This is a genomic window from Prevotella sp. E15-22 (genome assembly GCF_023204875.1).
Classification (GTDB): Bacteria; Bacteroidota; Bacteroidia; order Bacteroidales; family Bacteroidaceae; genus Prevotella.
On the sequence record NZ_CP096247.1, the window covers coordinates 156,639 to 179,223 of the forward strand.

Below are 22,585 nucleotides of genomic sequence, written 5' to 3' on the forward strand. Positions count from 1 at the left end.
AAAAAAGTGTAACTTTGCACCTCGAAAAATCAATTATCTACATAAAAAAACTTAAAACGATGTTCCCTAAAACAATGAGAAGATTCTTTTTCATCCAGATGCTGCTGAGTATGATGGCCATTGGCGTGTATGCCCAGAAAACGGTCTATATCCCCAACGAGTGGAGGAACCCCTGGCCCAGCGACTCGCTGCTCTACAAGGAGAGCGACCCAGACAACCAATATACGTGGTCGAAGAGCAGGAGTGTTGAGAGCGAGAATGTCATCGTATTCTGGGACAAAGGCTATGGCACGAAAAAGCCGTCTGAGTCGCCTTCGGCCTATAGGGTTGACGAGCAGGACCTGCTGCAGAAATGCGAGGCCTTCTATGATCTGGAGATCAACCAGTTGGGCTTTGTGGATCCTCAGAACTCGAACCTGTCGAAATACAAGATCATGGTGCTACTGAACCACACCACCGACTGGGTGTGCTATGGTGGTGGCTACGACTATCAGATCAGTGCCCTGTGGCTGGGACCTTCGGCCTGTAAGCCTGTGGGCCATTCTGTGGCGCACGAGGTGGGCCACTCGTTCCATTATATGTGCTATGCTGAGCATAGTGGCCACAAGGACTCGCAGACTGATAATACTGGCTTCCACCTGCGTTGTGGCAATGGTCAGACCATCTGGGAACAGACGGCCCAGTGGCAGGCTGCCCAGTCGTACCCCAGCGAGATGTTCAGTCAGAGCATCGGCATCTTCCGTAAGAGTCACAACCTGGCTTTTTCGCACGAGTGGCATCGCTATCAGAGTTACTGGCTGCACTACTATCTGTGTGAGCACTATAACGACATCACCACTGTGGCGCAGGTGTGGAACCAGCCCATGACTGGACAGACGCAGGGCAATGCCACTGACTTCAACCAGGCGCTGATGAAGTTGAAGGGACTCAATGCCAAGGATCTCTTCCGTCTTTATTACGACTATGCTTCGCATTGTGTCACCTGGGACCTCGATGCCTGTCGCAGCTATGGCCAGGCGTTTGTGGGCGACTTCGACTATCGCTGTGTGGCCTTGGGCGATACGGCCTATCAGGTGGCCCTGTCGTCGGCCCCTGAGGCTTCTGGCTTTAATGTCATACCCCTTGCTGTTCCTGCTGAGGGAACGCTGGTCACCACACGCTTCACGGCTCTGCCTGCTGCCTCAAAACTGGCGCAGGGCGACCCAGCCGAGATGATGAACGGCGATGCGCAGTGGGTCAAGACGTCGCGCACCACCTATGTGCGCCCTTCGAATGCTGCCAAGCGTGGCTTCCGACTGGGTTATGTGGCCCTCCTGAACGATGGCTCGCGCCAGTATGTGCAGCAGGACTCAATCTATTGCGAGGGGAATACTGAAAGTTCTTGCGAGGTGAGCATCACCATCCCTGCTGACACCAAGCAGCTGTGGCTGGTCGTTCTGCCTGCTCCCACCTCCTATGTGGCGCATAAGTGGGACGATAACAGCAGCAACGATGGGCAGTGGCCCTATCGTTTCCAGGTTGAGGGCACCACGCTGGGCGATCGCGCTCAGGTCTATGTGGCACCTGTGATTGATGGGCGCGAGGTGGCCGACATCACCTTTACCTATGATGTCTATCTGCCCCAGCTCAACAGCTACGACGCTGTGGCTGTGAATGTGTCTGGTCAGGCGCAGGCCATGCTGGGCACGGCGTTCCAGATGCAGCCCACGGATATTGCCAGCAAGCTGCAGGCATGGGCCACAGGTGGGCCTGGTGCTGGCAAGATGATGTTCTATGCCATGAACCCCAGGACGCAGGCCTTGGTGAACCGTCAGAGTACGGCCAACGGCTATGGCCATTGGTTCAATGCTTCTGGCGTGGTGATCGAGTATGCCAGTGGCGTGCTCTATAGTGAGTTTCAGCCGTCGTCCCTCTCTTTTAATATTGGTCAGAAGCCTGGGGCCGTCACTCAGGGGCAGGACTGCACGTTTGGTCAGCTCCTGCGCTATAAGTCGTCTGACGGTAAGGAGGCCTTGGCGCGCTTCATCTTCCGTGTTCACATCACGAATATCGACAGTGGCTTTTCGCTCGTGTCCATCGACTATAACGCGCCTACTGCCATCCAGGGCGTTCTTCCTGCACAGAATGCTGGGCATCATGGCATCTACGACCTTCAGGGGCGAAAGTTAGGCAAGGGCTTGCGTGGACTGACCATCGTTGATGGCAAGAAGGTCTTGGTATCAGACTAACCTCAATGGTCTGATCCAAAAACAGTTCTGACCACGGCACATAATGTCATAAAAAAGTGCCGAAAAAAGGGGTTCTGAAAAAATGCAAACTAGAACGCGAAAATGGGTCAAAAATGACCTTTTGGATGACCCCTATCGATTTCACCATGCAACGGAGGCTGTTTTACAACCCAACGGAGGCTGTTTTACCATGCAAAACAGCCTCCGTTGCAGTGTAACTCAGGCTCCGTTACAACCTAAACGAATATTCGAACGCTTTCTAATTCTTTACACTTTTCGAGCCAATTTCGTAAACCATTCATTTTCAGCATTTTACGAACATGCTCATATTTCGCCTGTACGCACAGAAAAAATTTTTGGCTCAGAATTTTTAAATCTCAGAGGCGCTATTGTCCGAATAATTCTAAAAATCAGGAATCCTGCCAGAACGCTATGCCGTTTGAATCCATTCGTATTTCTGCTTCCATCGCCAGACGGTGGCGCGCGAGAGGTTCATCAGGTTCTGGATCTGCGTGCTGGAGAGGCCTATCTTGACGAGGTAGCAGAACTGCATCTGCTGTTCGTTGAATGCGTCCGACTCGTGTATGAGTTTGTCGTGGAAGGTGGGGTAGAGGTTGTCCACAGCCTGGTAGAGCTTCTTCCAGTCGGATGCCTTCATGGGCTGCTTGCCCGAGGCCGACTCCTTGACGAACGACACCACATCCTCGGCCTTGTCCTCCAACTTCGACATGTGGAGCAGTTTGATGAATACCTTGTTCTGCTCTTCCTTCTGACGGATCTCCTCGTGCAGTCGCTTCTCCTCGTCAGAGAGCTTTCGCAGGTCGGCCGAGAGGGCGATGATTCGCTTCAGGTATCTGTTCTTCCTACGGATGTAAACGGTGATGGCAATGAGGAAGGCGAGGGCCGAAAGCATCGAGACGGCAATCAGCGTGTTGAAGGTCTTGTTCCTTTCGTCTTTCAGTTGCTGCTCCCTGTTCTGGTCCAGGTGATACTTATATGCGTTGGTCACTGTGGCGGCCAACTCCTGTCGCGTGCCAAAGTCCATCGAGTCGCTCAGTGCCATATAGCTCCTGGCAAAGTGATTGGTCTTCTCCTTGTCGCCCATCCTGTCATAGAGTCGGAACAGTGATTTGGCCGCATCGTACATGTTGTCTATGTCCTGCCCATCGTCCAGCACACGCTGACAATAGATGATGGCCGAGTCCACCTTGCCTGCAGCTTCAAAGTATCGAGCAAAGGCATTGCAAGGGAAAGCCTTGAAGTGTTCGAGGGGACGGTCTTCAATCAGTTCGTAGCACACCTTGGCTTTGGCAGTATCACCCAAAGTAGAGTAGTCGTTCAGCAGGTGGATGAGTGACGCCTGATTGCTGGAGATGTCTTCTTTCGAGATGATCTCCTGATAGGCCATGTCGAGCGCCTCCTTGGCCTGGGGCATACTGTCCAAGGCCAGATAGGCTATGCCCATGTGCATATAGGGGATGACCAGACTGCCGATGCCTTTCTTACAGATCTCCAGTTCCTTCTTGGCCATCTTCAAGTCGTTCCGATAGTCCTGTACTGTATAGAACAGATGACTCAGATTGGAATAGGTGCAGCAGAGCATATAGGCGTCGCAGTCGTTGCAGTCGTTGGCATAGCTCAGCGACTTGAAGAAGTTCTCGAGGGCCCTTGGTGTGTCCTGCAGGTCGCGATAGATGCTGCCAGCGTAATAGTACACCTCCTGCTTGTCGCGCACGTTGCCCTCCTTCTCGAAATAGTCAACGAGTTGCCTGATCATCAAGTCTGACGTAGGCTTGTGATCAACTTTATCATTGAGTCTGACGCGCAGCAGGTCAAACTTGTTTTTGGCATAGGCCGATGCCCGCTTGATGTCCACCTCGACGGAGTCGAGCATCACGAGTGCTTCCTCTGGGTTCTCGTTACCTATTTCCTTGATATAATCCAACCTGTCAAGGGTTGCATGGTCAGTACACGAGGTCAGGATTACAGCCAAAAACACATAGATATATGTAGTAAGGTTCTTCTTCATTATCTTAGGCTTTAGTTATTTCGCATACAAAGATAATAAAAACAAAAATAAACTACAAGGATTTCGTGAAATTTGTTTCAGAGTGTTTCATATTTAGTTGATAATGTAATAATTACTTCAACAAACAGAGTGTTGCTAAGTAACTGATTACTAATTTATTGTACACTTGTTTAATTTTTCTTTTGTTTAGTGAAACACATTGAAACATAAAAAGTTTTTTTGTTTTTGCAAAAGTAACTAATTTTGCAGCAGAATTTAAATCAACTATGATGTTAATTATTAATGTATGAAACAAACTACAAGGATTATTATTCTGGCATGTCTCGTTTTGACGGTCTATTTAACAGAAGCGGTGGCTATCTGTTTTAAGGAAGAGTTGTTTTGCTGTTGCACGAGACTCAGGTGGGGACTGGTTATGATACCGTGTGTTCTTGAGATTGTTCTCATCGCGGTTCTCATAAAGACCATTCTTAAAAACAAAGCAGAAAGGGATATAGATGATGTGTCAATCCTGAGTGGACTGATCATTGTGAACAGCGCGGCCGCCTTGGTGACCTATCAGTTTCTCTCGTAGGAAAAAAGTATTGGGGGAATGGCGTGTACTTACAGTTGTCCGGCCTCGACCATCAGAACCACACGTTCAGTGAGTCGGTCAGTGCCTTCTGGCTCATAGCCTTTCTTCAGCGAAGCACCAAACATCCAGGCAAAGGCCTGCCACATGCCTGAACGGATGGGACCGATGAAGGCCTGCATGGCTTCGTAGGCAGTGGAGTGACACTCACGGTCAACAAGTTTGATGAGCAGTTTGCCCTGCGAGAACGTCAGTTTCTTCATCTGTGGCTTATACTCCTTGACGATGGCCTGCTCCACCTTTTTCAGGTGGGCGTCGCGCTCCTTGGGAGGCAGTGTCTCAGTAAACTCGGCCGTCTCGATGATAATCTGGCGCACCTGCTTGGCTATGGGCAGTACCTTCTTCACGTTCTTCACCAATCGAATATAGGCTTGCTGTTGTCGCTTGCTCTTGAAGGTCAACTCTGGATACACGTAGACGTTCGACATCTCCATATACTGAATAGAATCGCCGTCAACCAGTGTCTTACTCACCTTCACCGTGGGCACAAACGTGGGGTCGCCCAGGTCGTTCTGGGCCACAGCCGACAGGGATGTCAGGGCAAGCGACAACAGGAAAAGCGCTATACGTTTCATGATTTGGTGCTATATTTTATTTATTGTTTCAACAGGTTCAGTTTGACGTTGGGTGCCAGCGCGTTGGTGGTCTTCTCCGTATAGCGGCCCACCTTGGCTGTGGTGGTGCAACGGATGTCGCGACTTGAGGCACCAATCTTAAAGGTGTACTGACCAGCATCTGTGAGCCACTGACTGCCAGCCTCGTCGAACGATGCCAGCATGCGGACAGGAATCTGCATGGTGAGCGTCTGACTCTCGCCAGGCTGCAGTTCGCGCGTCTTGGCGAAGGTCTTCAACTCCTGAGCTGGTTTTTCGATGCGGCCCTTAGGCGCAGTGACATAGACCTGTGCCACTTCCTTGCCAGCCACGCTGCCTGTGTTCTTCACAGTGACGCTCACAGTGACGTTCTTGCCACTCACCTTCACCTTGGGTTTCGAGAACTCGAAGGTGGTGTAGCTCAGTCCATAGCCGAAGGGGTAGGCCACCTCTTTGTTAAAGGTGTCGAAATAGCGATAACCCACATAGATGTCCTCGTGGTGCTTCATGGCCACCTTGTCGGCATAGCCCTCTGTCGAGGGGTGGTCGGTGGCGGCTATGGGCCAGGTCATCGTGAGGCGGCCAGAGGGGTTCACCTTACCAGTGAGGATGTCGGCCAGCGAGTTGCCACCCTCCTCGCCAGGCTGCCAGGCACAGATGATGGCATCGGGCAGGTCGCGCCATGAGGCTGTCTCGATCACGCTACCACTGTTGATAATCACGATGACGGGCTTGTGGGCAGCATGGAAGGCCTTGCATACCTCTGTGAGCAACTGGCGCTCAGTGTCGATGAGGTTGAACTCAGTATTGATGTCACGGTCGGCACCCTCGCCAGCCTGGCGACCAATGGTGACGATGGCAGCATCGGCTGCGCGTACCTCCTTATTAATAGCGATTGACGAGAAGCTAATCTCAGGATATTTCTGCTGACCAAACTGCTCCTGCTGGAACCAGTTGGCTGGATGACGCTCGGCCTGGAACTTCAGGCGGGCAAAGTCGTTGTATTTGCGATAGATGTCAGTCAGGGTCTTCGATGTGCTGATGCCAGCATTCTTCAGACCCTCCACCAGGTCGACGACATAGGGGGTGTGCACACAGCCAGAGCCTGTGCCGCCAGAGAGCAGGTTATAGGAGTTCTCGCCAAAGAGGGCGACGGTCTTGACCTGTCCGTCTTTCCACGGCAGACAAGGTGCCTGTACATTGTTCGTTGTACAAGGTGCATTCTTCAGCAGCACAATACCCTCGCAAGCCGTCTGGCGTGTGATGGCAGCATGTGCCTGAAGGTCAGGCTCATTGGTGGCAGGATAGTGCTTGAAACTGGGTGTCTTGACAATATACTCCAGCATGCGGCGCACGTTACGGTCGACATCCTTCATAGACAGTCGGCCACTATTCACACCATCGATAATCTCCTTCACCTGTGCTGGCTGTCCTGGTTCCATCAGGTCGTTGCCTGCCTGCACCTCAGTGATGGTCTCGAGTCCCTTGCGGATGCCAATCCAGTCGGTCATCACGATGCCCTTATAGCCCCAGTCGTTGCGCAGGATGCTGGTGAGCAGGTCGCGGTTGCCCATAGAGTACTGGCCGTTGATCATGTTATAGCTCGACATGATGGTCCAGGGCTGACTCTCGCGAACGGCAATCTCGAAGCCACGCAGATAGAGCTCGCGAGCAGCACGCTGACTGAGTTGCTCGTCAACGCTGGTGCGGTTGGTCTCCTGCGAGTTGACAGCGAAGTGCTTGGCCGACACGCCAGCACCCTGACTCTGCACGCCGTTGATATAGGCAGCGCCAATCTTACCTGTGAGCAGCGGGTCTTCTGAGTAGTACTCGAAGTTACGGCCACAGAGGGGATTGCGATGCAGGTTCATGCCAGGACCCAGGATCACGTCGCAGCGATATTCCTTGGTCTCGTTGCCCACGGCCTCGCCCACCTTGCGTACCAGCTCTGTGTTCCATGTGGATGCCAGACACGAGCCAATGGGGAAACCTGTGGCATAAAACGTATGAGTGGTGCCCCTACGGGTGGGGTCGATGCGCACGCCGGCAGGACCGTCGGTCAGTACGGTGGCAGGAATGCCCAGACGGGGAATGGCAGCAGAGGTGCCTGCAGCACCAGCCACGAGGTCGGCCTCGCCACCTACGGCAGCCTGGTCGCCAAAGAAGTTGTTGGAACCGCCAACCAAGAGCTTGGCCTTCTCCTCAAGGGTCATGGCCTTCATCACCTGGTCGATGTTCGTCGCTGTCAGTTTGGGCTGTGCCTGAGTGGTTGTCGCCACCATGCTTACTGCGGCCATGCAGGCCGTAAGGATCACTTTTCTCATAGGTTTCATTTTTTCAGTTTTTGCGAAATGATGGGCTTCCTGCCCTATTTCGCATGCAAAGTTACTATGAAGTGTGTAAATAACCAAATAGTTCGTAATCATTTTCATTATTTTTAGGTATTGTATCTTTTTTTTATTCACACTACCTTTGCAGCCGGAATTTTAACTAGTTTGAAATGAAAAGATTTATTATAGCATTTTCAGTCATTATGGCCTGTCAGACAGTTGATGCTCAGACAGCAAAAGATAGCATTAAAGAAACAGAGGAATTTTCGCACCTGACTGTGGGCGGTTATGGCGAGGCTGTGTTCTCGCGTAATTATTTCAGTGACCACGTGAGTCGTTACAGTCAGCCTGAGTTGCACAAGGACGACCCCAGTCATGGTCGCTTCGATATTCCCCATGCTGTGGTTTACCTGGGTTACGATTTTGGTCAAGGCTGGTCGTTTGGCACAGAGATTGAGTTTGAGCACGGCGGCAACGGACTGGCCTATGAGAAAGAAGACGAGGAAGGCGGCGAATGGGAACAGGAAGTAGAGAAGGGCGGCGAGGTAGAGCTGGAGCAGTTCTGGATCCAGAAGTCGTTTGCTCGCTGGGCCAACATCCGTGCTGGACATATCGTGGTGCCTGTGGGACTGAACAACGCCCATCATGAGCCTACCAACTTCTTCACCGTCTATCGTCCTGAGGGCGAGAACACCATCATGCCCTCTACATGGCATCAGACGGGTGTGTCGTTCTGGGGCCGCTATAAGGACTTCCGTTATGAGGCTCAGCTGCTGGCAGGCCTGAATGCCGACGGCTTTACCAATACTGGCTGGATTCACAAAGGACACATGTCACCCCTGGAGTTTGATGTGGCCAACAAATATGGTGTTGCGCTCCGCTTGGATAACTATAGCATCCGTGGCTTGCGTATTGGCCTGAGTGGCTACTATGGCGAGAGCATCGGCAACAGCTATCCTCGCAATGCCAATGGTGTGGATGCAGAGTATAAGGGTCAGGTACTTGTTGGTGCCCTCGACTTTACTTATAAGGGGCATAACTGGATCGTGCGTGGCCAGGCCGACTACGGCTATCTGGGCGATGCCGATCAGTTGAAATACCTGTCGAACCGTGTGAACAAGAAGTCGCCCTACCACCACTCGGCCTTTGTATCGAAGAACGCCTATGCCTATGGTCTGGAGGCTGGCTACGACATTTTCTCGCAGATTAGGAAGTTGCGTCAGCAGGAGAAGAAACTCTATCTGTTTGGCCGCTATGAGCAGTACAACCCCTATGCTTCGGCCACCAAGGGTGTGACCTATGATTATACGGCTGTGAAGCGCATGGCTGTGGGTGTGAACTACTACCCCCTCCACTCAGTGGTCATCAAGGCGGAGTATTCTAAGCGCTTCCTTAAGTCGCAGTTTAACAACGAGCCTTCGCTGAACATCGGCGTGGCCTACGAGGGCTTCTTTCTGTAAACGATAAACAATTCAACATAAAAAAGTATTAAAAAGCTTATGAAAAAGTATTTCTTCCTGTCAGTGGCAGTAGCCTTGGGAGCCCTGACAATGACATCATGTGGCGATGATGATGACAACAAAGATGGTAATGAAACAGGTTTCAACATCAAGGTGACCACACCCGTTGTTGACCAGGATACCTATGCCTCTGTTACCACTGGCTATGACAACAAAGCCTTTGGTGAGGCCGCTATCGACGGATGTGCAGCCTTGGAGGGCGAACTGACAAAGGCCAACAGCACCATCAGTGGTGCCAGCCTCTCTGAGACACAGGAAGCTTATCTTTATAAAGTGCTCGAGAATGTGGTGAGCAACGTGATTGTGCCCACCTATACACAGTTGGCCAACGAAACAGAGGCACTGGAGAGCACCCTGAACGGTTTGACCGTGAACACGATTACACAGTCGCAGATCAATGCTGCCTGCGAGGACTTCAAGAAAGCCCGTCAGTACTGGGAGCGCTCTGAGGCATTCCTGGGTGGTGCTGCCAGCGACTTCGATGTGGACCCCACCATCGACTCATGGCCTTTGAACCGTTCGCTGCTGCTGAGCTACTTCAACAACGGCATGAACGAAGAGATGCTGGAGGATGCTACCATCCTGGGCTTCCACGCCCTTGAGTTCATCCTCTTCCGCAATGGTCAGCCTCGTAAGGTGGCCGAGTTGCAGGCTAACGACACCTATAAGAACTTCGAGCACATCACAGGTGCACAGGAGCTGGCCTATGCCCAGACCATCTGCACCCTGCTGAAGCAGCGCACCTTCCAGTTGCAGGTAGCCTGGGAGGGTGAGACATCGGCCAACGCTACCCGTGTGGCTGTGGTGAAGGAGGCTGGTCTCGACTACACCACTGAGAAGGGTCTGAGCTATGGCGACAACCTGAAGAAGGCTGGTCTTGACAGCAAGAGCACCTTCCCCACACTGAAGGACGCCATCGCACAGCTGCTCTCTGACGACGAGGGTTCTTGCTTTGCCATCTGCTCGGAGGTAGGATCTGCCAAGATTGCCAACCCCTTCTCTTCAGGCGATATCTCTTATGTGGAGTCACCCTATAGCTACAACTCTATCAGCGACTTCCGCGATAATATCCGCTCTATCCGTAACATCTGGCTGGGCTCTACCGATAAGACTGCCAACCAGTATTCTTTCCACACCTTCTTTGCCAGTGTTGGTAAGGATGACGTGAACACAAAGGTGGAGAATGGTTATGTGAAGGCCATCGAGGCCATTAGCGGTATGCCTGCACCCTTCGTGAAGTACTGCAGCGTGGTGTGGGGTAAGGACTTTGACGATCCTGATAACTGGGACTCAATCTCAGAAGAATGAAACATTAATTAATTATATTCATCATGATGATAAACGTATCTAATTTATTTAGAGCTACGTCTATCGGAATGCTGTCAGCAGTGATGCTGGCAGCATGTTCCGATGATAACGATAGCTTAAGCGACCTGGGTGGTCTAGTACCCGAGGAACAAGTATTTGGAAAGGAAACAGGTAATTTTTCAGCCGAGGAATGGTATCCTGGCGGACAGCTGGGAACCACCGAGAAAGCCAGCTATTCGGCCATTAGTCCAGCTGCTGAGGCTGCAGGAATGGTGGAGGACTTCACCACGGGTGAGGGCTTCTTTGAGAAACTCTATACGCTGGAGCAGGAGCCTCGCAAGGGTTTGGGTCCTGCCTGGGTACGCAACTCATGTATTGCCTGTCATCCCAGCTATGGTCATGGCAAGCGCCAGACAGAGTATCGTGCCAACCAGATTGGCAATGGTTACCTTCTGGTTATCTATCACCCTGATACCAACGGTTATATCGCGGAGGTGACGGGTATGCCTCAGACACAGGCAATGGCTCCTTTCAAGGCGCCTATCGACGAGAACCAGATTCGCATCGATTGGAAAGAGGTGACGGCCATGGAGAGTGGACTGCCCATGGCGTTTGCTGATGGCGAGAAGTACTCGCTCATCTATCCTGAGGTGACCATCCCTCAGACGGCCTTCAACACCAACCCTAAGCCCACCAACTATGAGGTGCGTCTGGAGTCAACCATCGGTATCTACGGCACAGGTCTTCTTGATGCCATCGACGATGAGGACATCGAGGCTCAATGGAGGGGCGAGTCGAAGTATGTGGAACTGAATCCTAATATGTGGGACAAGGAGGCAGGCACCTTTAAGTCGTCGGCCTACTATTCTGCCAACTACAACGACCTGGGCACCTTCCGCGATGGTCAGCATGGTCCGCTGAAGCGCTTCACCTATGCCATGACACGTGGCTCGCTGCAGGATGGTGCTGGCTCTAACGCCATTTGGAACATCACCAACGTGACACGTAGTGACCGCCATTTCCTCTACACCACACCTGCATGGGCCTTGGCTCAGAGTCAGGACCCTGAGGTCATCAAGTATATCAAGGAGCATGGCGCCTCACCTCTCAGTCTATGGCATCCTTACTATGCCGATGGCACCGATGAGGGTATTGCCCAGCGTGTGAACGAGTTGCTGAGTTGCTCGTCGATAGCCAAGAAGGAGACCTTCGAGAAGTACCTCTTCAATGGTGCCCCCTATAATGGCAAGGACGAGATGAGCGACAAACAGTATTATCAGTTCATGGTGTGGCATCGCGGACTGGCTGTGCCTGCTGCCCGTCACCTGAACGACAAGAAGGTGCAGCGTGGCAAGGAGCTGTTTACGAAGATTGGCTGTGCCCAGTGTCACCGTCCCTCATGGAAGACGGGTGCCGACGATATGTGGGTGGATGCCAGCATCAAGGCCTATGCCAAGAGTGTGGGCAAGGATGCCAAGAAGATGCTGCCTAAGTATCCCAACCAGACCATCTGGCCTTATACGGATATGGTGCAGCACCGCCTGATGATGAAGAACGACATCCGTACGGGCTGGTGTCGCACCACGCCGCTGTGGGGCCGAGGCCTCTCGCGCCAGTTGACAGGTGCCGACGACCGCTTGCACGACTGTCGTGCACGTACCGTTGTCGAGGCTATCATGTGGCACGGCTATTCAAAGAAGTCTGATGGCTATCGCGCTGCCGAGAAGTTCTATCAGTTGGACAAGGATGATCGCGACGCGTTGGTGAAATTCGTCGAGTCAATATAATATATAGCCCTTACTACGCGTTATATATACATGAAGAAAGCTATTGTTTTACTCTATATTGTGGTGGTTGTCGTGATGGCAGCCGCCACGATTGTTGAGCGATATCAGGGCACAGACTATGTGTCGGAGCATTACTATGGTGCCTGGTGGTTCTCGGCCCTGTGGGCCCTCCTTGCTGCTGCCGGCATCTTCTGGTTCCTGAAGCAGCGGGTGCGCCGACTGTCGGTGGTACTGCTCCATCTGTCGCTGGTGGTCATCCTGCTGGGAGCCCTGCTCACTCACCTCACGGCTGTGCGTGGTGTGGTGCCCCTGCGCAAGGGCGTACTTACTAATGAGTATCTTACGCGCGACATGTACCTGCACCAGTTGCCCTTCACAATCTGTCTGGAGGACTTCGAGGTGCAGTTCTATGAGGGTAGCGACATGCCGTCCGACTATATCTCGTATGTGCGTATCGACGGCGAGCCTGTGACCATCTCGATGAACAACATCGCCAGTAAGAATGGCATCCGCCTGTATCAGATGGACTTCGACGCCGACCTGGAGGGCAGTATCCTTTCCATGAATAGCGACCCTTGGGGCACGCCAATCACCTATGTGGGCTATGCGCTGCTCTTTGTGACGCTCGTCTGGATGCTCGCCGACCCTAAGGGTGGCTTCCGTTATGAGCTGTCGCAGTTGCGCAATCATCGTACTGCACTGACGGTCTTCGCCGTGGCTATCCTTGTGTGCTTCGTCTTCCTGATGAATCACTTCCTGGGTAAATACTCGCCCGAGAACCATCCCCTGCCAGTGCTCAACTCGCGTTTGCTGCCCATCCATATTGCCACCATCATGATGGCCTACACCCTGCTGTTCTTTATCTTCCTGAGCAGTCTGGTGGGCATTATCAGACCCAAGCTCCGTCAGACAACGCTCCACCTGTCGCAGCTCCTGCTGTTCCCTGCCATTGCCTTCTTGTGCTATGGTATCTTCATTGGTGCTATATGGGCTAATGTGTCGTGGGGCACCTACTGGTCGTGGGACCCTAAGGAGACGTGGGCGCTCATCACCCTGATGGTTTATGCTGTTCCTGCCCATCGCAGCATCCGCATGAACCGTCATGTGTATATGACGCTGGCGTTTCTCACCATCCTCATCACCTATTTTGGTGTGAACTTCTTCCTGGGTGGTATGCACTCATATGCTTAACTGACAATCCATGCAGGTAAAAAAGGACTATACACGTGAACAGATTGTGGAGGTGGCCCGCAGGATCTTTTTGCGTCAGGGCTACGCCAAGACCTCGATGCGCGACATTGCGGCTGGGGTGGGCATTGGCGTGAGTAATATCTATAACTATTTCAAGTGTAAGGACGAGCTGTTTCGCCATATCGTATCGCCACTCACGGCTGAGTTGGAGCGCATGATGCGTGAACATCACAATGTGGAGGGTCAGGTCGACTTCCTCTGCTATGCCACAGGTCAGAGCAATGGGATGGTGGGTGACCATGTGAAGGAGTATATGCTGCTCATTAATAACCATCGCGACGAGCTGAAACTGCTGCTTTATCAGTCGCAGGGCTCCTCGCTCGAGAACTATATCGACACCTACACGGACGAGTGCACCAAGATGGTTCTGGAGTTTATGAATGAGTTTAAGCGCAAATACCCTGAGTATGGCGTCATCCAAACACCCTTCACCTACCATGTGCATATGGTGTGGATGTTCAGTTTCATCTCCGAGGTCATCAAGCATAACCTACCTGCCGACGAGATACGACGCGCCATCGAGGACTACATCAAGTTTGAGTTTGGAGGGTGGCGCACGCTGATGAACACGAAATAGTCAGTTTTAGGTATTGCACGTTTCGACAGAATATAGTAATTTTGCAGTCGAAAATATGCAACAGATGAAACGATTAAGAATACATAGGAATGCTTCGGCATCAAGATACAGAGTGGACTCGCAGAAATGCGGGTCCTCTTTTTTTGTGAACATTTTGAAACATTGTTCGTTATTAAATAATTGAAAGGTATGAAGATTGAAAAGATTAATGAGTTGTTCGCGCGGTTTGCTGGACAACTGCTGCGCAGGCGCTGGCTGGTGCTGGCGACCTTTGTGCTGGTGATGATCATGTCGGTGATTGGCATGAAGCGGATGGTGAAGGAGACGTCGTTCGACGACTATTTCATTGAGGACGACCCTATGCTGGTGATGACTGATGAGTTTAAGTCGCACTTCGGCAACGACTACTACGTGGGCGTGCTGACGCAATGTGACAACCACTTTACACAGGAAAATCTTGCCACGCTGCGAGCCCTCTCCAACGAACTGCTGGACAGTCTGTCGTATGCCGACAAGGTGACATCGCTCACCGATATCGAGTTTATGGTGGGCAGCGACGAGGGCATGACCATCGAGCAGATTGTGCCTGATGAGATTCCTGAAGACGGCACTGCGGCGATGGACAGTATCAAAGCCCGTGCCTACAGTAAGCCACACGTGGCGCGCAAACTCATCTCGCAGGACGGCCGATTGTCGTGGATTATGGTGAAACTACGCACCTTCCCCAAGGACAGCGTGTGGAAGCAGCAGGGCACCGTGGCGCCTGATATCATCACGGGTCAGGAGGTGGAGCGCATTATCAAGAAGCCTGCCTATGCCTCACTGCATCCTAAAGGTACGGGCATGCCCTACGTCACCAACTGCAAGACCGTTTATATCGGACAGGAGATGAGTAGACTGATGATGATTGCCACCATCGTCTGCATGCTGGTGATGCTCTGCATGACACGCTCGCTGCGTGGTGTGCTGGCGCCGATTATCTCGGTGGTTGGCGGACTCTTTATCACCTACGGCATTGCGGGCTGGACGAAGATGTATGTTGACTCCACCGTACTGATGATTCCCACCATTCTGGCCTTTGCCGTGGCCATTGCCTATAACATCCATATCTTCTCGTATTTCCGCGGACGTATGCGCATTCACGGCGAGAGGCGCAAGGCCGTGGTCGAGACACTCAGGGAGATTGGCTGGTCGGTGTTCTTCTGCGGTTTCACCACACTGGTGTCGCTCCTGTCGTTCCTCGTTATCCCCATCCGTCCCATGCATTGTGTGGGTGTCATCAGTTCGATGAGCGTACTGTTCGTACTCCTCACGTCGCTGATTATCTCGCCCGTATTGCTGTCGTTTGGTAAAAACAAGCAACCCAAGAAGGGTTTTACCGATGAGAGCGACACGCGCTGGACGGCGGCAATGGTAAAGTTGAGTGACGTGGTATTACGTAATCCCAAGAAGATTGGCTGGTCGTTCCTTGTGGTATGTCTGGTGTTGTGCGTGGGTCTGTGGAAGATTGAGGCAGCCTTTGATATTGAGCGTACCATGGGCGAGGATGTGCCCTACGTAAAGGAGGTGATGGACGTGGGTCGTTCAGAGTTGGGCTCACTCTATTCCTACGACCTCATCGTGGAACTGTCTCACAACGATGAGGCCAAGGAGCCTGATAATCTGCACCGACTGGATGAGTTGCAGCAGCAAGTGGGTACGTACGACCTGACCAAGCGTACCACCTCGATTCTCGACATTCTGAAGGACCTGAACCAGACGCTCAACGATGGCGACACAGCCTACTATCGTGTGCCTGATACGGAAGAGGAGGTGGCGCAGGAAATTCTTCTCTACGAAAATGCTGGCGGTACGGAGTCCGAGTATTGGGTGGACTATGACTACCGCCGCCTTAGACTGATGGTTGAGATATCCGACTTCAACTCGGCGCAGGTGGAGCGTGAGATGGCGCGCATCCAGCAGGATGCCCAGGAACTGTTCCCTGGGGCGAAGATTACGACGGTAGGAAACATCCCGCAGTACGTCACCATGATGCAGTATCTGGTGCGTGGCCAGATGCTCTCGTTCGTCATCTCCATCCTCATCATCGGCATCATCCTGATGATTGCCTTCCAGAGCATCCGCGTGGGATTGATTGGACTTATCCCCAACATGATGCCTGCCATCTTCGTGGGTGGCTATATGGGTTGGATGGGTGTGCCGCTCGACATGATGACCGCCACGCTGTTGCCCATGATGTTGGGTATGGCTGTGGACGACACCATCCATTTCATCAATCACTCCAAGTTGGAGTTCGACCGCACGCACCACTATCGTGAGGCCATCCGTCGTACGTTCCGCGTGGTGGGTGTCGCCATCGTCATCACGTCTATCATCACCTCAGCCGTCTTTGCTGGCTTCTGCACCTCGGCCTGCACCATGTGTATCAACTTCGGTCTGATGGCTGTCATCGGCATTCTCTCGGCATTGGCTGCTGACCTTTTGGTAACGCCGATTCTTGTTAATAAGTGTAAGGTATTTGGTAAAAAGTAAAACGATATGAAAAAGGTATTATTTATAATGGCTGCCTTTCTGTTGGCAGCAAGTGAGATGAGCGGTCAGCAGTTGACAGGCCGCCAAGTAATTCAGAAAGTAAAGGACCGTGCCGACGGCGATACGCGCTACGGTGAGATGGAACTGACGCTCAAAAAGAAGAACGGCAGCACGCGCCAGAGGAAGGTGACGTCGTGGGCGATGGACGAGGGTAAGGACACGAAGAAGATGATGTTCTTTACCTACCCAGGCGATGTGAAGGGCACGGGATTCTTGACCTGGGATTACGACGAGATTGGTAAGGAGGATGCGAAATGGCTCTACCTGCCAGCGATGAAGAAAACGCGCCGCATCAGCGGCTCGTCGTCGAAAACAGACTATTTTATGGGTACTGACTTTACGTATGACGACATGGGTCAGCGCCATGTGGATGAGGACACGCACAAGTTGCTGCGCGAGGAGATGCGTGGCGGGCATAAGTGCTGGGTGGTAGAGTCGGTACCTGTCGACAAGCATGAGATATATAGTCGCAAGGTGTCGTGGATTCGTCAGGACTGTTTGATAGCCGACCATGTAGAGTACTACGACAAACTGAACAAGTTGCACCGTGTGCTCACTATTCAGGAAGTGAAGAAGATTCAGGGCTTCTGGACCGTGCTGAAGATGGAGATGAAGAACGTGCAGACGGAGCACAGTACCACCATTGTGGTGAAGAACACGCAGTACGACGTAAAGGTGGACAAGGCGCTGTTTACGGTGGCTAAACTGGAAAAAGGCTTATGAAAACTCTCGCTCTCTTCGCACTACTTTTGTGCATCATTCCTCGTCCAGCCTCGGCGCAGGATGAGGATTCCCTCCGCGTCAGCGTAAAGGGCTTCGTGGATATGTATCATGCGGTACGTACGGAGTCGCCCAACGACTGGATGTCGTCGCGTAGTCGTGTGCGTGGCGAGGTGACGCTGGAGAAAGGAAATGCGGGTGCGTTCGTGTCGGCCAACCTGATTCACAATGCTATCCTGAAAGACCGCTCAGGCTTCCAGTTGCGTGAGGCCTATGCCTACTATTCCGACGATCATTGGGACGTGCGAGCAGGACGGCAGATTATCACTTGGGGTGTGGCAGATGCACTGCGGCTCACGGACATCATCTCGCCAATGGACTACACGGAGTTTTTGGCGCAGGACTACGACGATATCCGTATTCCTGTGGGTGGCTTGCGTCTGCGCTACTCGCGTGACATATGGAGCGCTGAGGCGGTGGCGATACCTGTGAGCAGTTTCTTTGACCTGCCTACGGATGCCGAGAACCCGTGGTCGGTGGGACCTGTCCCTATTGGCGAAGAGCCTAAGCGTCGTTTGTGTAATATGGAGTATGGTGGCCGACTGTCGTTCTTCCTCAGCGGCATCGATTTTTCTTTTTCGGCTCTGCATACATGGAACAAACAGCCTGTCGTCTGCAAAGGCGTAGGCGAATATCGCCGCATGACGATGTTGGGTGGCGACGTGTCTGTGCCTGTGGGGAAGTGCGTGGTAAGAGGCGAAGTGGCAGAGTATCTGGACGAGTTGCAGAGTGGGGGAGCGCGTGCTGCCTCTACCAATGCCTTGCTTGGCCTCGACTGGTATGCCGGAAACGACTGGACGCTCTCGGCGCAGTATTCGCATAAGTACGTGGCGCTGGGCGAGCACAGAAACACGGGTCTCTCGACCCTCCGCATCCAGAAGGACCTGCTGCACAATACACTCTCGTTGCAGACCTTCGCCTATATCGACGTAACCAATGGTGGCGTGTTCAATCGCTTGAGTGCCGACTACGCCCTCAACGACCAGTTGCATGCCATCGTGGGCTACGACTATTTTCATGCTGACAGTGGCATCTTTACTGTTTACAAAAAGAACTCAGAATTATTCGTCAAACTAAAATACAGTTTTTAAAATGGAAAAATCAAACAACAACATGCTGGTCATCCTCGGATGTGCCATCCTCTATTCCGTAACGTCTTTCGTCTGCGCCTTCCTGGGCTTCCTGAGTCCTTGGTGTTGGATCGTCGTATTCCCCGTTCTGGCCGCCGTGCTGGGTGCACCCTCGTATCTCTGGGCTGCCCGCCGTTGGCAGCGCTTTGGCTTGGGTACGCTGTTTGCACTGGTCCTTGCCGTCATCCTGCTCGTGATGGACGAGATTGACTTCACGCAGACCCTCCTGATGGTGGTTGTGGGTATTGCATCGGATGTGGTGCGTCAGTCGATAGGTACTTCTTATAAGCGCAGCATCCTGCTGGCCTATCCCGTGTTGCCATTGGGTATCCTCGTGTGGCTCATGAAGTTGTGGACTGCTTCCGAATGGTACTATCAGGGTGCTGCCGAAGAGATCGGCGCCGACTATGCCGAGGGTCTCAAAACACTCTCGTCCATCTGGGTCCTCTTCCTTGTCATCATTCTCGTCCTTGCTGCTGGCTCCCTAGCCATCAGTTTTGCATCGAGGATGGGGAAGAAGTCATGAATACCTACTTTTGATTAATACTATTATGTAGGTACACGCTGGTGCGCGATGCTTAAAACCCTTAGTTTTAGGTATTGCGCACCTTTTTTATTCATAGTACCTTTGCAGCCGATTAGAGAATCAATTGTAAAGCAGATGTTTTTGGAATAACAAACCAATTAAATAATAATAAAAATGAAAAAGATTCTGATTTCTATGGTAGCAGCTTTGGCGCTGCTCCCCGTGTTCACCTCGTGCTCTGACGATGATGACAACACACAACCCGAGAAGACTGCTGCTGAGAGTGTAGAAGGAACTTATGTGGGTGGTACCTATGCCAACTGCAAGTATTTCCAGAATTATCAGCCCACAGAGAACGACTCCGTTTTCGTGAAGGCTACTCAGACAGCTGATGTTGCTACGCTGAGCTACACCTCAACGACCTGGGGCGAGTTTACCTTTGAAGCTGTCAAGGTGACAAAGCAGAATGACGGTTCGTTCACACTGGCTGGTGAGGGTAAGACCCTGATGCCCAGCATGAAGGGCGGAAGCACAGAATATGCCGCAACCTTCGAGGGTACCGTCAGTGGCGACAAGCTGGTGGCGACATTCAATGTACCAGCTGTGATGGGTGGCACTACCGTACTGTTTAACCCTTCCGATTTCGAGGAGGTATTTGAAGCTGCTCAGAACAAGGATTAATAATGAGTATTAAAACACCATTATGCTTGCTGGGAATAGTCCTGATGATGGGACTATTCTCAGCTTGCGATATGTTGGAGGACGTGTATGACGACCCTGTGGTAGAGAAGCAGGCGGGACAGTACTATGTGGACGCCACCGACTATGCCCAGTGGGTGTACATCAACCTCCACACGCCTGTGCCCACCATCACCATCTCGACCATCAGTCTGGACGACCTCACGGAGACGGGTGCACCCCAAGAGTGGGACATCGCTCACCATCGTTACGACGTGAAGACCAACGGCGCCACCGTGATGATGACGCCCTATCACTCGATTGAAGCCCTGGAGCAGGCCGGACTGCCTAGTGATGGCGAGTGGACAGCCGATGAAGAGAGTGAACAATGCATCACCGTGGATATGTCGCACATGATGGAGGGCTATCTGGTGTATGCCCCTGGTCGTAAGAACATGGTGATAGGACAATGGGTGGAGGTGGACACGAGTAATATGCCGCCCAATTACACAATGCACGACAACGTGATGTTGCTGCGCCTAGCCGACGGCACCTACGCCGCCATACAGTTGGCCAACTTTATGAGTACAGACAGTTATCAAGTGAAAGGCTGGATGACGGTGAACTATAAGTATCCTATCTTTAAGTGAATTTTGAAAAGTGAAAGTTGAAAGATTGAAAAGTGAATTGATGATGATGGCCTTGTGCCTCTGTAGCACGATGCAAGCCGCAACTGATCCTGCCGACAGCGTGCTGTGGAACGATGATCCGTTGAAGTTGCAGACCGTTGTCGTCACCGCCACTCGCACTCCCAAGACGCTGAAGGATATCCCTGTGGTTACGCGTGTCATCACGGCAGAGGATATCCAAAAGGCCGATGCCACTAATATCAAGGACATGCTGCAACAGGAACTGCCAGGATTGGAGTTTACCTATTCTATGGGTCAGCAGGTGCTGAACATGGGTGGCTACGATGGCAATAACATCCTGTTTCTGGTGGACGGCGAACGCATGGCGGGCGAGTCAATGGATAACATCGATTTCTCGCGTCTCAACCTCAACAGTATCGAACGTATCGAGATTGTCAAGGGTGCCGCCTCTACGCTCTACGGCTCGTCGGCGATGGGTGGTGTCATCAATATCATCACTAAGGGGCCGTCAGACACGTGGAGCGCCAACCTCAACACCCGTTACGAGGGTGCTACCAAGGAGTGGCGCCACGGCGGAAGTGTCGATTTCAACATGGGTAAACTGAACTCGCTTACTACCTTCCAGATGACCCGTGCAAAGGCGCTGGATTTGGGCGAGGACTCGTCGTTGCCCACCTATGGCGGACGCTCGTACAACGTGAAGGAACGCCTTGTCTGGCAACTGCGCCACGACCTGTCGCTGACGGGCCGACTGGGTTATTTCTTCCGCGAGAGGGAGTCGGGCGAGGTGAGTCATGAGCGCTATCGCGACTTCAGCGACGGGTTGAAGATGAACTGGAGTATCACGCCGCAGCAGCACCTCGAGGTGGGCTATAGCTTTGACCAGTATGATAAGTCGGACCTGAACATGCTGACACATAAGGACCTGCGCGACTATTCCAACCGTCAGCATGTGGCACGTGCCGTCTATAACTCTCAGCTTTCAACTCTCAACTCTCAACTTATCCTGGGTGCCGACTTCATGAACGACTACCTGATGACCTATCAGTTTGCCGCCGATAATAACCACCAGTCGCAAAACAGCTACGACGCCTTTGTGCAATGGGACTATGCCCCCACGGAGCAATGGGAGGTTATCGGCGGACTGCGTTACGACTATTTCTCGGCTGCCGCAAAAGGTATGCCCACGTGGAAACTGGCGGGTATGTGGAAAAGCGGACACAACAGTCTGCGTGCCTCCTATGCCTCTGGCTTCCGTGCCCCCTCGCTCAAGGAACTCTATATGGATTTCTTTATGGGAGGCATCTTCAAGATCTATGGTAATCCTGACCTGAAGTGCGAGACCAACCATAACTTGTCGCTTTCGTGGACCAACTACGGTTCGATTACCAGCAACCTGAAATACTGCTTGACGGCCACCGGCTATTATAACTTCTTCAGCAACTATATCACCACGGCTACGGTGGTGCGCGACGGGAAGAGTGGACAGATGTATACCAACATTGCCAACCAGCAGATAGCTGGGGCCGACGTCAACGCACAGTTGCATCATCACAACGGCTTTGGCGCCAGGGTGTCGTATGCCTTCACCAAGAATATCGTGAAGAAGGGACAGCCCGACCTTACTGCTGCCCGTCCGCACTCGCTCACGTGGCGTGCCGACTACGACCATCAGTTTACGAAGAACTACGGACTCTACGTGTCGCTCTCAGGCCGATTCCTCTCGGCTGTCAACGTGACGGAGTACACCTCCAGCACGCTCGACGAGATGACCAAGACCCACTACGACGGCTATGCCATCTGGAAGTTCTCGCTCTCGCAGCGCTTCATGAAGGGCATCACGCTCAACTGTGCCGTCGACAACCTGTTTAACTATCAGCCTAAGACCTATGCTGCCAACTCGCCTGTCACGTTGGGCACAACGCTGACGCTTGGCGTGTCTATTGATATCAATAAAATGCTATGAACAGAATCA

The 22,585-nt window shown here is 52.4% G+C and carries 17 protein-coding genes; 14 read left to right on the top strand and 3 right to left on the bottom strand.

The window, feature by feature from the left end:
• Positions 1 to 74 precede the first annotated feature (74 nt).
• Positions 75 to 2,228 carry a DUF6055 domain-containing protein gene (locus M1D30_RS00595; protein ID WP_248505158.1) on the top strand — a complete coding sequence of 718 codons (2,154 nt, stop codon included), beginning with the start codon at positions 75 to 77 and terminating at the stop codon, positions 2,226 to 2,228.
• Between the two features lie 430 nt (positions 2,229 to 2,658).
• Here M1D30_RS00595 and M1D30_RS00600 read toward each other — a convergent pair whose 3' ends face one another.
• The gene (locus M1D30_RS00600) at positions 2,659 to 4,257 is read right to left on the bottom strand and encodes a lipopolysaccharide assembly protein LapB (protein WP_248505160.1); all 1,599 of its coding nucleotides are present in this window, start codon (positions 4,255 to 4,257) and stop codon (positions 2,659 to 2,661) included.
• 415 nt (positions 4,258 to 4,672) lie between these two features.
• Between M1D30_RS00600 and M1D30_RS00605 the strand changes: the two genes are divergently transcribed.
• Positions 4,673 to 4,831, top strand: a complete 159-nt coding sequence (locus tag M1D30_RS00605) for a hypothetical protein (RefSeq protein ID WP_248505162.1) — start codon at positions 4,673 to 4,675, stop codon at positions 4,829 to 4,831.
• Positions 4,832 to 4,860: 29 nt separating this feature from the next.
• On the opposite strand, the gene M1D30_RS00610 is transcribed toward M1D30_RS00605, so the two are convergent.
• Together M1D30_RS00610 and M1D30_RS00615 are read right to left on the bottom strand one after the other, a co-directional pair.
• Positions 4,861 to 5,463 carry a DUF4294 domain-containing protein gene (locus tag M1D30_RS00610; RefSeq protein ID WP_248505164.1) on the bottom strand — a complete coding sequence of 201 codons (603 nt, stop codon included), beginning with the start codon at positions 5,461 to 5,463 and terminating at the stop codon, positions 4,861 to 4,863.
• Between the two features lie 20 nt (positions 5,464 to 5,483).
• Positions 5,484 to 7,805, bottom strand: coding sequence for a glycoside hydrolase family 3 protein (locus M1D30_RS00615; RefSeq protein ID WP_248505166.1), 2,322 nt, complete (start codon positions 7,803 to 7,805; stop codon positions 5,484 to 5,486).
• A 176-nt stretch (positions 7,806 to 7,981) separates the two neighbouring features.
• Here M1D30_RS00615 and M1D30_RS00620 point away from each other — a divergent pair, with 176 nt between their 5' ends.
• From M1D30_RS00620 to M1D30_RS00675, 12 genes are all read left to right on the top strand, one after another.
• Positions 7,982 to 9,271, top strand: coding sequence for a hypothetical protein (locus tag M1D30_RS00620; RefSeq protein WP_248505168.1), 1,290 nt, complete (start codon positions 7,982 to 7,984; stop codon positions 9,269 to 9,271).
• Positions 9,272 to 9,310: 39 nt separating this feature from the next.
• Positions 9,311 to 10,639 (top strand): imelysin family protein, encoded by a 1,329-nt coding sequence (locus tag M1D30_RS00625; protein WP_248505170.1) that lies wholly within the window; start codon positions 9,311 to 9,313, stop codon positions 10,637 to 10,639.
• Between the two features lie 68 nt (positions 10,640 to 10,707).
• Positions 10,708 to 12,426: a di-heme oxidoredictase family protein gene (locus tag M1D30_RS00630; protein WP_248505172.1), complete on the top strand. Its 1,719-nt coding sequence runs from the start codon at positions 10,708 to 10,710 to the stop codon at positions 12,424 to 12,426.
• A 30-nt stretch (positions 12,427 to 12,456) separates the two neighbouring features.
• Positions 12,457 to 13,617, top strand: coding sequence for a cytochrome c biogenesis protein (ccsA, locus tag M1D30_RS00635; protein WP_248505173.1), 1,161 nt, complete (start codon positions 12,457 to 12,459; stop codon positions 13,615 to 13,617).
• A gap of 10 nt (positions 13,618 to 13,627) precedes the next feature.
• Positions 13,628 to 14,254: a TetR/AcrR family transcriptional regulator gene (locus M1D30_RS00640; protein ID WP_248505174.1), complete on the top strand. Its 627-nt coding sequence runs from the start codon at positions 13,628 to 13,630 to the stop codon at positions 14,252 to 14,254.
• Between the two features lie 189 nt (positions 14,255 to 14,443).
• A complete protein-coding gene (locus M1D30_RS00645) occupies positions 14,444 to 16,786 on the top strand; it encodes an RND family transporter (protein WP_248505175.1) in 2,343 nt (780 codons plus the stop codon).
• Between the two features lie 6 nt (positions 16,787 to 16,792).
• Positions 16,793 to 17,569 (top strand): outer membrane lipoprotein-sorting protein, encoded by a 777-nt coding sequence (locus tag M1D30_RS00650; RefSeq protein WP_248505176.1) that lies wholly within the window; start codon positions 16,793 to 16,795, stop codon positions 17,567 to 17,569.
• Positions 17,566 to 18,717, top strand: a complete 1,152-nt coding sequence (locus M1D30_RS00655) for a DUF1302 family protein (protein WP_248505178.1) — start codon at positions 17,566 to 17,568, stop codon at positions 18,715 to 18,717. The genes M1D30_RS00650 and M1D30_RS00655 overlap by 4 nt, the downstream gene beginning before the upstream one ends.
• A gap of 1 nt (position 18,718) precedes the next feature.
• A complete protein-coding gene (locus M1D30_RS00660; protein WP_248505180.1) occupies positions 18,719 to 19,282 on the top strand; it encodes an MptD family putative ECF transporter S component in 564 nt (187 codons plus the stop codon).
• A gap of 174 nt (positions 19,283 to 19,456) precedes the next feature.
• On the top strand, positions 19,457 to 19,963 hold the full coding sequence (locus M1D30_RS00665; protein WP_248505181.1) for a calycin-like domain-containing protein: 507 nt from the start codon (positions 19,457 to 19,459) through the stop codon (positions 19,961 to 19,963).
• Positions 19,964 to 19,965: 2 nt separating this feature from the next.
• Positions 19,966 to 20,610, top strand: a complete 645-nt coding sequence (locus M1D30_RS00670; protein ID WP_248505183.1) for an HmuY family protein — start codon at positions 19,966 to 19,968, stop codon at positions 20,608 to 20,610.
• A gap of 25 nt (positions 20,611 to 20,635) precedes the next feature.
• Complete coding sequence (locus M1D30_RS00675; protein ID WP_248505186.1) at positions 20,636 to 22,576, top strand: TonB-dependent siderophore receptor; 1,941 nt, start codon at positions 20,636 to 20,638, stop codon at positions 22,574 to 22,576.
• The last annotated feature ends 9 nt before the right edge of the window (positions 22,577 to 22,585 follow it).